Here is a 14,028-nt window from a genome sequence, read left to right as displayed (position 1 = left end):
AGGGACTTGGGTTTAAATACGGGAGGCGAAGTTGGAGAGGTAATCGGCGTGAACAACTGAGCGGCGCTGCTCCTCAGGAAGTTCTTCCATCTTCTTTCCCTTAATACCGTGCAGTTCCTCGGAGTCGAAACGGACCTCGCCACGTCCGATGACCTCGCCATTCGGACCGAGGATATCGATGATTTCGCCCTTGGTGAACTCGCCTTGCACATCGGTAATGCCCACGGCTAGCAGTGAATTACCGCCCTCGGTCACGGCTTGTTTAGCGCCTTCATCGAGGCGGACGGCTCCGCCGGTATCTGCGCAGTAAAGTGCCCAGAACTTCCAGGCGGAAAGCTGGCGTTCCTCGCGGGTGTGGAAGACGGTGCCCACAGAGGCGTCGGCAAGCGCGGGGCCAATATTATCCGTGGAGGTCAACAGCACCGGAATGCCGCCGCGGGTTGCCAGGCGGGCTGCAGAGACCTTGGTGGCCATACCACCGGTGCCCACCTTGCCGCCATCGCCAGCTACAACGCCCTTCAAGTCCTTGCCGGTGCGCACTTCATCGATGAACTTAGCGTCCGGCTCGGCCGGGTTCTTGTCATACAGGCCATCCACATCGGAGAAGAGGAAGAGCGCATCAGCACCCACCAGGTTGGCCACCAGCGCGGAGAGGCGATCGTTATCGCCAAAGTGCATCTCCGAGGTAGCCACGGCGTCATTCTCGTTGACGATAGGAATGGTACGCAGCTGGCGCAGGCGATCAATGGTGCGCTGCGCGTTGCGGGCGCGATCGCGGTGACCAGTATCTGACGCAGTCAACAAAACCTGGCCGATGGTGCGCTGATAGCGAGCAAAGGACTGGCCCCACACATAGGCCAAGTGCACCTGGCCTACAGAAGCGGAGGCCTGCTTGGTAGCCAGATCGGTGGGACGCTGGTGCAGCCCGAGCGGCCCCATGCCGGCGGCGACCGCACCAGAAGAAACGATAATGACATCGGAGCGGCCCATGCGCGCATGAACGGCATCGACGATGTGATCAATCTTTTCCTGTGAAACACGGAAATTCTCATCCGTGAGAGAAGAGGAACCAATCTTGACCACGACGCGCTTGGCGTGCGCGATCTCGTGGCGAAGTTCAGATTCAAAACCGGACGCTACCGGGTTCTCATCGAGCGGTTCTGGAAAGGGAGTATCGGCGGTAGGCCCGTCAAAAGGCTCTACCGGAAGTGGAAGGATGGGCTCTTTCTGTTGATCAGAAGACATGCCAACCGAGTCTACAAAGCGCCCCCTTTTATACACCCCAAGAAGAGGGGGCCTACCGAGCTAGCCTTGCCACCTATCCCGATTAGCACCCTCGCGAGTGACCTCTTCGTCGGTGCCGTAATCGTATTCATCGATAAGACCACGGCGTGCCTGAGAGGCACGCTTGCGCTCGGCGGCGGAAACGCGGCTAGTGCCCTTCAAACGGGCGTCCTCGCCGCGGCTGGCCATCGTCGGATCACCGCCAGTCATCGGCTCCCACTCGAAGGTAATGCCGCCGATCGTCACCGGACAGCCTTCCACAGCGCCCTGCTCGCGCAGCTCTTCCTCCACGCCGGCCTTGGCCAAGCGGTCCGCCAAGAAGCCCACTGCCTCATCATTTTCAAAATCAGTTTGGGTAATCCAGCGATCAATCTTCTTGCCCTCAACAATGAAGCCACCCTCGACCTCAGGATCGGCCTTCACGGTGAAATCAGCAAATACACCGGTATGCTTCTTATGGCCCTGGGCCTTGGGATGGATAACGGTGTGGTTCTTATCCTTCTTTGGCAATGGCTGGGCCTTGCGATGCTCGGTCACCATATCCATGAGCCGGAACTTCAGCGGATCCAGGCCCTTGCGAGCGACGGCCGAAATAATAAAGACAGGCCAGCCAAACTTCTCTTCCAGATCATCCTTGACAAATTCCGCCAGCTCTTCGGCCTCAGGCACATCTGCTTTATTCAAGATGATGACGCGGGGGCGCTCACGCAGATCCCCTAAACCAGTATCTTCCTGCAAAGCCCCTTGGTATTTTGCCAGCTCACTTTCCATCGCCTCAATATCGGAAACGGGATCACGGCCGGGCTCAATGGTGGCAGTATCGACCACATGGGCAAGCACCGCCGTGCGTTCAATGTGGCGCAAGAAATCCAGGCCTAGGCCTTTGCCATCGGCCGCGCCTGGGATAAGCCCCGGCACGTCCGCGATAGTAAAGGAGCTATCTCCCATATCCACCACGCCCAGGTTCGGCTGCAGCGTAGTAAAGGGGTAATCACCGATCTTGGGCTTCGCGGCCGACAAAACCGAGATAAGCGAGGACTTACCAGCCGATGGAAAGCCCACCAGCCCTACATCCGCCATGGACTTCAGCTCGAGGATAAGATCATGGGCTTGGCCCGGCTCACCCTGGAGAGCAAAACCCGGTGCCTTGCGGTTCTTTGAGGCCAATGCCGCATTGCCTAGTCCGCCGAAGCCGCCTTCTGCGGCCACAAACCGCGTTCCCGGAACGGTAAGGTCCGCCAAGGTTTCGCCCTTTTCAGTGCGGACCACCGTGCCCGCCGGGACCTCCAAAATCAGGTCCTCGCCGCGAGCACCATTGCGCATATCGCCGGCTCCATTGCCGCCGCGTTGCGCCTTAATATGCGGGCGGTAATGGAAATCCATAAGCGTATGGATTTGTTCAGAGACCTCGAGGATGATGTCACCGCCGTGGCCACCATTGCCGCCATCCGGGCCACCCAATGGCTTAAACTTCTCGCGGTGGACAGACACACAGCCGTGTCCACCGTCACCTGCTTGCAGGTGCAGGACAACGCGGTCAATAAAACGTGCCATGGTCAAATCCTCCGTGCATTGAATAGTTGTCCTACTCAGTGTAATGCGTATCTTGGGCTGGACTCCAACCGTTTAACATAATGTGAATATTGAATATTCTTATTAGGAGGACTTGGATTTTGCTAGGTAGACACCTAGTACCCCGCTTGGTGGAGAAGAAATGAACTGTACCACCATGCCTAAATACTCCGAACAACTCAAACGTGGTGCTATGGTCCGCTCAGAGTGCATTGAAGTCGCCTGCTTCCTTCAGCTTCAGCGAGGTTTGTTGAAAACGTTCCCGCCTTTATTTTCAGGCCCACTAACACGGCACCAGCAAACGTTCCGGCACTAGAGCTTTGCGCGATATTGCCTATGGGTGAGGGCCAATTTCGAGCGAATCCGCCAGGTAGAAAATCATAGAGTTGCACGAACAACAAGATATTTTGCAAAAGGCCGCAAATTCTTTTGAGCAAAGAGACATGTGGACAATAGAGAGTGTCTGATGGTTTGTAGGCAGATTCCCAACCTGCATGAAGAGTTAGACCAGAATGACTACTGCGACACGACCAGATCTAAGCTTATAAGACCACGACTCATGCAATTGATAAGAAGCCTCTTGCCCACCCTAAAATTGCGAAACACATTGACAGCCTAGAAACGACCACCACGGCTGCCAATAACCTAGTTCGACGCACGTTACAAACCACAAGGAGCAGAGGACTAAACGCTGAAAATAGAAGCCCACCTAAACCACAAGCCTAGCTACAAGAGCACTAAAACTGCCACCGAAACCGACAATTACCGCAACGAGCCGTACAAAGACAGCGGACAGTAACTACAGCCCAGCCACCATTGATATCCCTATGAGATTACCACTCGTTTAGTGGACCCTATTCGTACGGATTTTGTGCCCGTAGGAGAAAATGATCATTGTGAGCTAACAGCGCAAGAAGTACACGCCGGAATATCGGCGCAAAGCCACGAACCTAGTATTCGAGTAAGAGCGCCCGGTATCTTATGTGGCTAAGGAAGTCGGTGTTTCCGCCGAGCTTTAGACCAGCGGGGCATACTCGAGCGTGAACAAACCTCCCAGCTGATGCGCTTGGCCGACAATTCTGGCAAGGCAAAGGACGCTCACCTATAACAACGCGCAAGCCCAACGCACCAAATATGCGCCCAAACTTGGCCAACCATGAGTTTAAACCCCAATGCCCCTACAAGCTGTGGATGACCGACATAACAACCGCGCGCACAAAGAAAGGCTTTGTGTACACCGCGATTGTCACTGATACGTTTACTCAACACATTGTCTGATGGTCGTAATCAAAATCCATGCGCACCGAAGCATTGCCGCTACATGCTTTCAACCCAGTGATATTATCCGCCAAAGAAAAACAGCTTCGTGTACCATTCCTACCATGGCTTGCTGCAAGACTACGTTGTCTACAACAAACAGCTTCCCTGGCAAGGCATCCCCCCCTTCCACCGGAACTGTCGGGAACTCTTACGACAATGCTCTAGCCGAAAAATTTTATTGGTTCCTACAACCATGAACTCATCCATACTCACAGTGTGTGATGATGCTGCCGATGCGGAACCTCCAAAACCCAAATGGTGTCGTGATGGAACAAAACCAAGCTCCACGAAAAATTTAAGACACCCAGACCCAGCCGAGACGGAAACCGAATTATCCAAACCAGAACCCACCACAGGAAATAATAAAATCCCATGGCAAGATCTAGGAACAAAACTCGGGCCACTTCAGTACCGAAAAATTTACCCCACTTGCCCGTAGCAACATTGCTAGTCAGGCAAATGGGGTAAATACGCAGTAGACCCAGTACCCTTTTGACACCTGCGGTCTACTTGGGCAGATTCTTAAACGAACATGCCAATGAGCTGGGAAGCGCCGTCAGCAATATTTACAAACGGCTCAACAATAGCTTTAACAGCCTCTACGACTGTATTGGAAACGCTGGATAGCTCGGACACAGTGCTGGATAGCTCGGACATTTTGACTCCTTAAGGAATTAGGATGCTTGAATTATTTTATTCGGACAGCGGGTTGATGGCCTCAGCAGCATTCTCAAGATTCTTGCCAGAGAAGATCTCGGTCACGCCGGACAGAATCTTGTACCAACCTTCTTGGGTGTTGACGAAGTTGTCCAAGTGAAGCTGGATGGTGGATAGGTAATCCTGGATGGTCGACAGGTCAAAGTTCATACTCATACTCCTCGGTATCCTCTGGCGAACTTTCAGCCCAGATAGGGTTCGATTGCAGGACCGCTCTCACGTCCCACTAAAGGTATTCTGCCATAAGGTGACAATTCCGCAACAGAAATTCTGCTCTACAAACTAATTGCACCCCCTTTCAACTAGGAAATCATAATTCTAACCCAGCCTCAGTTAAGCCTATACTCATCTTTTGGGAATTCAACAGCGATTATGTAGCCCGCCTTTCAATTAAATTGAAGGATAGGTTAAATGAGATAAACGCGTAGGTTAACTATCCGCGTTCTAATTTAAAAGTCTTTATTTTTACCTAGCGCCCAGGCACCCCTAATAACCCCCTTTATAGGGGTTAATCTGTACGCTTTATTCCACTGAACAGTTGGCTCTTCTTAATAGCTTCTCTTCCGATTATGTTCCTGCGGGCCTTTTACACGTTGGCAAATCAGCTTTTTATCCTTTCTGACGTGCCGCAAATCCCCAACTGAGCGACCGCTCTCTACAGAAATCAGTGGAGATCCCTTAAGACAACAAGGGTTTCCCTTGCGACACACTATACGTAGGGATATTTTTATTTGATCCCATCTGCTGGCCTACAACCCGTCAGGTGTAGACCACATCCTTCACCAAGTCTGCATTGGCGCCACCTACACGGCAGCTGCTCCATACCTACCATGCACTGCACGTCATGAGCATCGCTCCCCGGTAAGATCCTACTTATATGCCATCAGCCTACACAGAAATATAAGAGTATGTTACGAGATCTAGCGGCCACATATACCGCAAGTCTCTCTTGCTAACCTCCTTCAGACCGCTACCATCTGACTCAGACGTCAAAGGGAACGAGCTACCCCAGCTACAACAACGCTGTCCTACAACAAGGTGGTGCAATAATCTTCTGAACTCAAGATAGCAATTGTTTTAGTAAACCCTTTGTTTACTTCGGAGGCACTACATAGCGTATGGTTCGCTCTACTTGAGCGCCCATTTGCAGACTGGTTATCAACACCTAAGATGAGATCAGCTACACAAAGACCTGGTACCGCCCAGTCGGAAATCATGACCGTAGGATCGACATACCGCTTGCGGGCGCGCTTCGCGTGCCACGAGGTCGACGTTGCGCGTGATCTCGACGTAGTGCAGCAGCGACTTCTTTTTCGACTCGTATTTAGCCTGGGAAAACAAAGGTTGATAGATCCTTTCAGGACACACGTACGTAGCCTCATCACCGGGATAGCAACTACGCAACCACCCGCACATCTGCTGCGGCGAGTACCTATCTTTCACCATCGCCCAGACCGTCTCACGCAAACGTGGATTGGCATCAATCCTGCGCTTCCGGCGTAAACGTACTCGACGCCGATTTACGGTGCGCATATGTGGGAAGATACACCCCAAACTCGTCCCGGTTACGCTAAAGCTTCTTGCTGATAGTGCTAGCAGAGTACTGAAAACGCCGAGCTGTCTCACACACGCTTTTACCCTGCCGGTCAAGATCAAAGATGAGCTCACGCTTTCTACCGATAGATAACGCGAAGCAATATGCCTATCAATTCGCTCTTGTGGAATAGCCAGGCCTGGGGCTGCTTGGCGGCCAACGACATACGGGATTACCTACATAAGCTTGTTATACAGCGCCAAATCCGGGCCAGCCGGGACAAAGGCACATGCCCAGTGGAAATTTTAATAACTCCTGGTCCATATCAGCAACATCACGCGGATGAATACCACAAGCTAAAGCTGCATCTTTGGACCTAAACATTCACGCAGCTGCATATAACCACACCGGCGCGTAGTTACACATCTTCGCAAGCATGCGGATTGCGCTTCCACAAACCAAGCTCATTACCAGTCCGATAAACCGGACTAGAGCTTATGGAAAGCGGGCGCACAAAATGCATCGGTTCCACACCTTCAAGCCGCAGTCGGGCTATCGCCTGACTGCCACACAGCTAGTATGCCTGCGAGGATTGCGCGGCAAGTCCAACTCACCAGCAGGCCTATAAGCCACAGACTTTGCCAAACCATCCACACCAGCAGCCACTCAGAATGAACCACCAACCTGATCAACGCCGCAAACGGCGACATAATAGGAGAAACTGGACCCAATTCGACTCCACACAATAACCCCACCGACAACAGGTGTTCCCCGAGAAGCAGAATCCGAGAGCCCTTTTACAACAGAAAATCCCCAAGCCCTTCACACTGCTGTGGGACGGACTCGAGGATTAGCCTAATCGGACTGAAGTTAAGCAGTCGCTTCTGCAGCAACCTCTTCAGCCGGAACGATGTTGACCATACGACGGCCACGCTTGATACCGAACTCAACGGAGCCAGCTGCAAGCGCAAACAGGGTATCGTCGCCGCCGCGGCCTACGTTCTCACCTGGGTGGAACTTGGTACCGCGCTGACGCACGATGATCTCGCCGGCATTAACCTGCTGACCACCGAAGCGCTTGACGCCGAGACGCTTAGACTCGGAATCGCGACCGTTGCTGGAGCTGGAAGCACCCTTCTTGTGTGCCATGTGGTTTTCCCTCCTTCAGGGATAATTACAGCCGGTTAAGGCTTACTTGATACCGGTGATCTTCAAGGTGGTCACAGGCTGACGGTGGCCCTGACGCTTCTTGTAACCAGTCTTGTTCTTGTACTTCAGGATATCGACCTTCGGGCCCTTACCCTGCTCAACGATTTCTGCGGAAACAGAAACCTTCTCCAAGTCGGAAGCCTTGGACTTAACATCGGCGCCATCGACGAGCAGAACCGGGGTGAGAGCTACGGCAGAGCCTGGCTCACCCTCGATCTTCTCGACCTTGACGAGGTCACCTTCAGCAACCTTGTACTGCTTGCCGCCGGTCTTGACGATCGCGTACATAGAGGGTTACCCCTTATCTAAACTCGCTCGGAAGCAACCGGGGAGGCCGCGTTCCGAATGGACACTTACATATTGCGTTTAGTTCCCGCGCGAACATGCCCGCACAACTCACTGAGTGAGTGTCGGACTGATCCAGCGCTGTGAGTACTAAACAGCGACTGTCAAAGACTACCCCGTAGCGGGCACAAAATACAAACCACGCTTTTCGTGCCCGCGTGGCGTAGCCCTAAGACTTGCTTCGCCGTGCTACACGGCGCCGCCCGCGCCCAGATTTAGCTGAGGCTTTTTCTGGGTGGACTCCGCTCGCCGCAGACTGCTTCTGGGCACCGTTATCCTGTGCCTTTGGGGCCCTCGCTCTTGCCGACGTCCCCTTTTTGCGCACCGCCCTCTTCTTGCCACGGCGCAAGACCTTGGAATCGCTCGAGCCCGCCCGGTTCCCAGAACCGGTGCGCTCCGGCGAGCTTTCCTGTCGCGTAGAACGGCCCGACTCGGACTTCATTGCCTTCGGGTTCTCTGCTACGGCTTTCTTAGGGGCAGCCTGACGCACGGCACGGCGACGCCCGCGACCCTTGCCACCGGTGCGCCCCGCACGCGTGGTGCCAACGGCCTTTTCATGTCGCTGCTCGGCCGAGCCACCCGCCTGCTCGTGCTCCTGCGTCTTCTCCTTTAACTCGTGTGGCAGGCGCGAAGAAACACGGCTTTGGGCTTGCTGGGTGCGCACCGTGCGACGGCGACCACGCCGGCGGCCCTTTCGCTCCCCGCGCGAGTCCTTCTGCCCCTTTTGTGCTGCGGCCTCGCTTGCGTTACCGCCATCGGATGCGGGTACCGCCTGATCGGCCTTGTGTACGGCAGATTCCTGTTCACCGGCGACGGCAAATTCCTGCGGCTGTGGACGCCTATCAGAACGCGAATTGCCGCGTGTGCGGCGCTTGCGGCGCGGGGAAGCCTCGAACTCGGCCACAGCCTCTTCATAGGTCTTGCCTGCTGCAGACTCCGTGGCTTTCTGCTTGCTGCCTGTGCCAGCGCGTGTGGCCTTAGAGCGGCGGGTCGCCCGGCGCGGCTTCTTGCCGCGTTTGGAGCCCTCCCCAGCATCTGGGTGGGCCTTAGCGACGGCACCCGAGTCCGCGTCCGTATCCGCATCGGGGACGTAGGAATTAAATTCCTGCACCTCGTCGCTCTCCGCAGCATTGTCCGCCGCAGCGTATGCGATGGCCTCGATATCGGATACTTCAGTCTGGGTGTGCTTGCGAGCCCGTCGGCGCCCACGGCCGCGTCCGCGCTCCTTAGCGCTGTCTCGGTCTCCGCTGTGCGTGTTCTGATCAGCGTGCGGCTCGTCCGCACCGCGCTCATCCACAACGACGTTAGCTACGAGCTCCTCCAGCGACGTCTTTGCGGATTCCCGTGCGGCGTCTCCGCTCTCGATGCCGTAGACCGGCGCCTGGGTCTTCTTAAAGCGCTTGGGCTTGGAATCGCTTTCAGGGGCGTCATCAAGCTCGTGCTTATGCATCGCCACCGCAGCCGGGTGCTGCTGCGGATCATGAGTCTGCTTTTTGTGCGACTTGGACTTGCGCCCAGAGTGCTTCGCGCGCGAATTGTCCTCAGCCTCGTCCACCGGGTACTGGTGAATGATGATCCCGCGGCCATGGCAGCACTCGCACTCGGTAGAGAAGGTCTCCACCAGCCCGGTGCCCAGGCGCTTACGGGTCATCTGCACCAAGCCCAGAGAGGTAACCTCAGAAACCTGGTGGCGGGTGCGGCCGCGGCCTAAGGCCTCCTTCAAGCGGCGCAGGACCAAATCCTGGTTTTCTGGCAGGACCATATCGATAAAGTCCACCACAATCATGCCGCCCAAATCGCGCAGGCGCATCTGGCGCACGATTTCTTCGGCTGCCTCGAGGTTATTGCGGGTTACCGTTTCCTCTAGGTTGCCACCAGAACCGGTGAACTTGCCGGTATTGACGTCGATGACGGTCATGGCTTCGGTGCGGTCAATGACCAGCGTGCCGCCGGATGGCAGCCATACCTTGCGCGAGAGGGCCTTATGCAGCTGCTCGTCAATGCGGTGGGCCTCGAAGGCATCCTGCCCGCCGTGGTCCTTGGCGCGAAAGCGCACCACGCGATCCGCAAGGTCCGGCGCCATGGAATCGACGTAGGCGCGGACGGTATTGAACGAACGCTTGCCATCAACGATGAGCTCGGTGAAGTCTTCGTTAAAGAGATCGCGGACCACCTTGATGAGCATATTTGGCTCTTCGTACATGGTCACCGGCTTGGCGCCCTTGGAGGACTTTTCTTTCTTGGCGTGGGCGATGATGTCCTCCCACCGGCTGTGCAGGCGGTTGACGTCGGTAGCGATCGCCTCTTCCGAGACATTTTCGGCAGCGGTGCGGATAATCGCTCCCCCATCGCCCGGCACCACGCGGCCCAGGATATCCTTCAAGCGCTTGCGCTCTGGGGCGGGCAGCTTGCGGGAAATGCCCGCGCTGCGGCCGCCTGGCACATAGACCAGGTAGCGGCCGGCAAGGGAAATCTGGGTGGTCAGGCGCGCGCCCTTGTGACCAATTGGGTCCTTGGCCACCTGAACCAATACCTGATCGCCGGACTTCAGAGCATTTTCTACCTTGCGGGCGCGCCCATGCAGCTTGGTCTTGCGCCAATCGATTTCACCGGCGTAGAGCACGCCATTTCGGCCCTGTCCGATATCTACGAAGGCCGCCTCCATCGACGGCAGGACGTTTTGGACGCGTCCTAGGTAAATATTGCCAATCAGCGAAGCCTGGGACTCGGTGGTAACGAAGTGCTCGACCAGCAGGTCATCTTCTAGCACGCCCACCTGCGTGATGATTCCGGCACCATCCTCGCGCTCCTTATCGCGCACCACCATGGTGCGCTCCACGGCTTCGCGGCGGGCAAGAAACTCTGCCTGGGAAACAATGTGCTGGCGGGTGCGGCCCTTTGCGCGCAGTTCCGCGCGGCGGCGCTTTTGGGCCTCGATGCGCGTGGAGCCACGGATGGCCTTCGGCTCGTCAATGTATTCGGGCTCGGTAGCCTGATCCTCACGGTTCGAGCTAGCGCCGCGTCCGCGGGAGGCGCCGCGGCGACCTCGACGGCGAGCCTCGGATTTACCAGAACCACGGCCGGAGCCCGGCTGCTCACTCACTTCCTCGGCAACATCGTCGCTTTCGGAGTCATCGCCGGAGAAATCTTCCTCCGCAGCGTCTGCAACTAGTGCGAAGGCCGCTGCATCATCTTGCTGTGGGGCCATGAAGATCGGTGCAAAGTCATAGTGCCCGGATTCTTCCTCAGATTCAGCGCGCGGGACAATGTGCGGGGCGTAGTAGTCATCCTCGAAATCCTCGCCGGCCTCCGCAAGCGCTTCGTGCAGCTTCGCCGCATCAACTGTGCCGGTATCGAGTGCACTCGCCGGCGCTTCTTCCACCTCATCCGCGGATTCCGCCGCTGCGGCGTCTTCGGCAGCTGAGCCGGTATCGGCTGCGGCCTTGGCGAGTGACGCTTCTACCTTGTCTTCGATTTGGGAGATCTCATTATCCACGTTCTTGCGCACGCGGTGGCGTAGGCGTTCTTCGTCTTCTGTGGGCTGCTCCCCCGCTGCGTCGGTCTCGGCCGACTCTTCGGACACTGGGGCTGCGGATTTGCGAGTGGCCTTGCGTGCGCGCTTGGCGCGCTTCTTCGCCGGCTTCTTCTCGGGTTGCTTGCCTGAATTATCTTCCTGCGGTACAGCAGCATTGTCTGCGGACTCCGTGTCCGGTGCGGCGGTGGAGGCTTCGCTGGTATCGCCAGAGGGGGCATCGCCAAGCGCCGCGGCTTGAGCCACGGCATCGAGCACCTGGCCTGCTTCCTCACGGGTAAGGGAGCTTTGCGCGCTCTTTTTTAGCCCCATCTCTTTCAGCTGCGCCACCAGATCGCGCGAGGCAAGCCCCAGCTGCTTGGCAAGGGCATAAACGCGGACCTTGTCTTTGAGCTGGCCACGATCCAAGTTCTGGGCCAAAGACGCCGCCGCCTTGAGGTTTTCAGTTGTTTCTTGAGAGTTCTGTGCCACCATGTTCGGGCTTACTCCTGTACATCGTCTGTTTCAGGCGCTACCTCGGGCGCAGGCACAGCCATGGACTGTACCGCCGCCGCGCGAGGCATTCTGCGCGCTATAAAAGTTTGTGGGTATTAAGTTATTACGCGTCTCGTACGCGCTAATTACCATTGTGTCACAGAAACGCAGCCAGGCTGGCAGGCGGTGTTATGTTGACAGGGTGGCAGAACTAGCACGAATCCCCGCCCGCGAGCTGGCACAGTATCGGCAGCGCAATGAAATCCCTGTACGCTCGGCGCTTTACTTCGGCGTACCGGCCGGCTTTGCCATTGGATTCGCCAACACCGGCGTGGATTATATGCTGGTAGGAGCCGGTATTTTTGCCATCTGTGCGGTGCTGGGGTTAGTGCACCTCATCCGCAACTACCCACGCGGCATCAACGCCGCGCGGGAGGAGTATCGCGAGGGCGACTATCCCACCATTGCCTATATCGCCCCGCTTATCCCCATCGCCGCGCCGCTGGCCATGGCTCCACTAAGTGCAGCCGGGCTAGTGCCGGAGGTAGAACTTGCCCCGCCCATTGCCGGTGTCCTGTCAGGGGCGTGGTGGGCGTGCGGCTTGCCTTTGGGGCTGTGGGCAATGTTTTCTCAATCCTTTCGGATTGGCCGGCGGCGCATTAACAAGATCCTGGAAAAGGATCCGCTTGAAGGAGTAACCGAGGCTCGCCTAGTGCTTGCCGACGCCCACGTGGACACCCTCACCGCCCTCATAGCCGCCGGCGCGGTGCAAGGAAATACGGTCTCCGCTAGGTCCCTGTCCAAATTCATGCAGGTCGATCTCGACCTAGTATGTGAGCATCTTGATGAATTGGCACAGGCGGGCCTAGTGAAACTTGACCGCATCGCCTTGCGCTCTGCGCCCAAGGACTGGAAAAACACCGTCACACCGACCGGGGTTCGTTGCCTCTACCAATTGGGCAAGCGTTAACGCGGCAAGCTTTCGTCTCCTGGAAATAGCTTCGGCCCTATCCAGAGCATGACGTACACGAGTCCCACGAGCACGGGAATCTCAATGAGAGGTCCGATGGTGCCGGCCAGAGCCTGTGCAGACGCCGCGCCAAAAGTGCCAATGGAAACCGCGATGGCCAGTTCGAAATTATTGCCTGCTGCGGTAAAGGCCACGGAAGCAGATTGCGCATAGTTCATTCCCACGGCCTTTGCCACGCCCAGAGCTAGGAAGAACATTCCAACGAAGTAAATGACCAACGGAATCGCAACCTTGATCACCGCCGTGGGCTGCGCTACCAACTGTTCTCCCTGCAGGGAGAACAGCAACACAATGGTATAAAGCAAGCCGATCATCGCCAAGGGAGATACTGCCGGAAGGAAGCGGTTTTCAAACCATTCGCGGCCTTTGTCTTTCTCACCCCAGACCCGTGAGAGGACACCAAGCAGCAGTGGCACTCCCAAAAATACGAGAACCGCCGTGACGATGGACCAGAAAGAAAAATCAGCAGAGGTGGTATCCAGGCCTAGCCAACCAGGAAGAACCTGCAGGTAAAACCAGCCCATAACGCCAAACATAGCTACTTGGAAAACGGAATTAATAGCCACGAGAACAGCGGTGGCCTCGCGGTCGGCGCAGGAGAGATCGGACCACACTAGGACCATTGCGATACAGCGGGCTAACCCAACAATAATCAGGCCGGTTCGCAGCTCGGGCTGGTCGGCAAGAAATATCCACGCCAGGGTGAACATCAATGCAGGCCCCGCCAGCCAGTTCAACACAATCGATACCACCATCAATCGGCCGTCGGCAGCAATGTCTCGGGTCTTTTCGTAGCGGACCTTAGCCAGGGGCGGATACATCATGACTAGCAGACCCAGTGCAATCGGAAGAGAAATACCGCCTACCTCTAGGGCAGATAGTGCTTCTCCAATACCTGGCAGGAAGTGGCCGATCAATAGCCCCACAGCCATGGCCATGATGATCCAGACGGGCAGGAATCTATCGAGAAATGACAATTTTGGGCTTTGCGGAATGGCCATAGCTCTCCTT

Annotated in this window: 10 protein-coding genes; 1 reads left to right on the top strand and 9 read right to left on the bottom strand. The window is 56.3% G+C overall.

Features of this window, described 5'->3' with window-relative positions; all coding sequences use genetic code 11:
• Window positions 1–12 precede the first annotated feature (12 nt).
• The 8 genes from proB to WMP96_RS05535 form a co-directional block, all read right to left on the bottom strand.
• The gene (gene proB, locus WMP96_RS05570; RefSeq protein ID WP_034660157.1) at window positions 13–1,245 is read right to left on the bottom strand and encodes a glutamate 5-kinase; all 1,233 of its coding nucleotides are present in this window, start codon (window positions 1,243–1,245) and stop codon (window positions 13–15) included.
• Window positions 1,246–1,305: 60 nt separating this feature from the next.
• Window positions 1,306–2,838, bottom strand: coding sequence for a GTPase ObgE (obgE, locus tag WMP96_RS05565; protein WP_023020939.1), 1,533 nt, complete (start codon window positions 2,836–2,838; stop codon window positions 1,306–1,308).
• A 1,860-nt stretch (window positions 2,839–4,698) separates the two neighbouring features.
• Entirely contained in the window at window positions 4,699–4,833 is a 135-nt protein-coding gene (locus WMP96_RS05560; protein ID WP_275438794.1) for a hypothetical protein, read from the bottom strand.
• A 36-nt stretch (window positions 4,834–4,869) separates the two neighbouring features.
• The gene (locus tag WMP96_RS05555) at window positions 4,870–5,043 is read right to left on the bottom strand and encodes a hypothetical protein (protein ID WP_301715982.1); all 174 of its coding nucleotides are present in this window, start codon (window positions 5,041–5,043) and stop codon (window positions 4,870–4,872) included.
• A gap of 1,420 nt (window positions 5,044–6,463) precedes the next feature.
• Window positions 6,464–6,523 (bottom strand): hypothetical protein, encoded by a 60-nt coding sequence (locus tag WMP96_RS05550; protein WP_232212622.1) that lies wholly within the window; start codon window positions 6,521–6,523, stop codon window positions 6,464–6,466.
• Window positions 6,524–7,297: 774 nt separating this feature from the next.
• Window positions 7,298–7,576, bottom strand: coding sequence for a 50S ribosomal protein L27 (rpmA, locus tag WMP96_RS05545; RefSeq protein WP_005324079.1), 279 nt, complete (start codon window positions 7,574–7,576; stop codon window positions 7,298–7,300).
• A gap of 42 nt (window positions 7,577–7,618) precedes the next feature.
• On the bottom strand, window positions 7,619–7,924 hold the full coding sequence (gene rplU, locus WMP96_RS05540; protein ID WP_005324077.1) for a 50S ribosomal protein L21: 306 nt from the start codon (window positions 7,922–7,924) through the stop codon (window positions 7,619–7,621).
• 226 nt (window positions 7,925–8,150) lie between these two features.
• Window positions 8,151–11,987: a translation initiation factor IF-2 N-terminal domain-containing protein gene (locus tag WMP96_RS05535; RefSeq protein ID WP_340432312.1), complete on the bottom strand. Its 3,837-nt coding sequence runs from the start codon at window positions 11,985–11,987 to the stop codon at window positions 8,151–8,153.
• Between the two features lie 202 nt (window positions 11,988–12,189).
• Between WMP96_RS05535 and WMP96_RS05530 the strand changes: the two genes are divergently transcribed.
• Window positions 12,190–12,957 carry a hypothetical protein gene (locus tag WMP96_RS05530; RefSeq protein ID WP_301715985.1) on the top strand — a complete coding sequence of 256 codons (768 nt, stop codon included), beginning with the start codon at window positions 12,190–12,192 and terminating at the stop codon, window positions 12,955–12,957.
• On the opposite strand, the gene arsB is transcribed toward WMP96_RS05530, so the two are convergent.
• Window positions 12,954–14,018 (bottom strand): ACR3 family arsenite efflux transporter, encoded by a 1,065-nt coding sequence (arsB, locus tag WMP96_RS05525; RefSeq protein ID WP_301715986.1) that lies wholly within the window; start codon window positions 14,016–14,018, stop codon window positions 12,954–12,956. The two genes, WMP96_RS05530 and arsB, sit on opposite strands and share 4 nt — an antisense overlap.
• Window positions 14,019–14,028 lie beyond the last annotated feature (10 nt).

It is taken from the genome of Corynebacterium sp. KPL4035 (assembly GCF_037908325.1).
In the GTDB taxonomy this organism is placed as follows: Bacteria; Actinomycetota; Actinomycetes; order Mycobacteriales; family Mycobacteriaceae; genus Corynebacterium; species Corynebacterium kefirresidentii.
The sequence above is the reverse complement of the archived record's forward strand: the minus strand, read 5'-3'. Positions and strand labels throughout refer to the sequence as shown.

What these genes read in the sequence shown, in the direction of transcription:
- proB (WP_034660157.1), bottom strand. Translation starts at nt 1,245, where the DNA reads ATGTCTTCTGATCAACAGAAAGAGCCCATCCTTCCACTTCCGGTAGAG.
- obgE (WP_023020939.1), bottom strand. Translation starts at nt 2,838, where the DNA reads ATGGCACGTTTTATTGACCGCGTTGTCCTGCACCTGCAAGCAGGTGAC.
- WMP96_RS05560 (WP_275438794.1), bottom strand. Translation starts at nt 4,833, where the DNA reads ATGTCCGAGCTATCCAGCACTGTGTCCGAGCTATCCAGCGTTTCCAAT.
- WMP96_RS05555 (WP_301715982.1), bottom strand. Translation starts at nt 5,043, where the DNA reads ATGAACTTTGACCTGTCGACCATCCAGGATTACCTATCCACCATCCAG.
- rpmA (WP_005324079.1), bottom strand. Translation starts at nt 7,576, where the DNA reads ATGGCACACAAGAAGGGTGCTTCCAGCTCCAGCAACGGTCGCGATTCC.
- rplU (WP_005324077.1), bottom strand. Translation starts at nt 7,924, where the DNA reads ATGTACGCGATCGTCAAGACCGGCGGCAAGCAGTACAAGGTTGCTGAA.
- WMP96_RS05535 (WP_340432312.1), bottom strand. Translation starts at nt 11,987, where the DNA reads ATGGTGGCACAGAACTCTCAAGAAACAACTGAAAACCTCAAGGCGGCG.
- arsB (WP_301715986.1), bottom strand. Translation starts at nt 14,018, where the DNA reads ATGGCCATTCCGCAAAGCCCAAAATTGTCATTTCTCGATAGATTCCTG.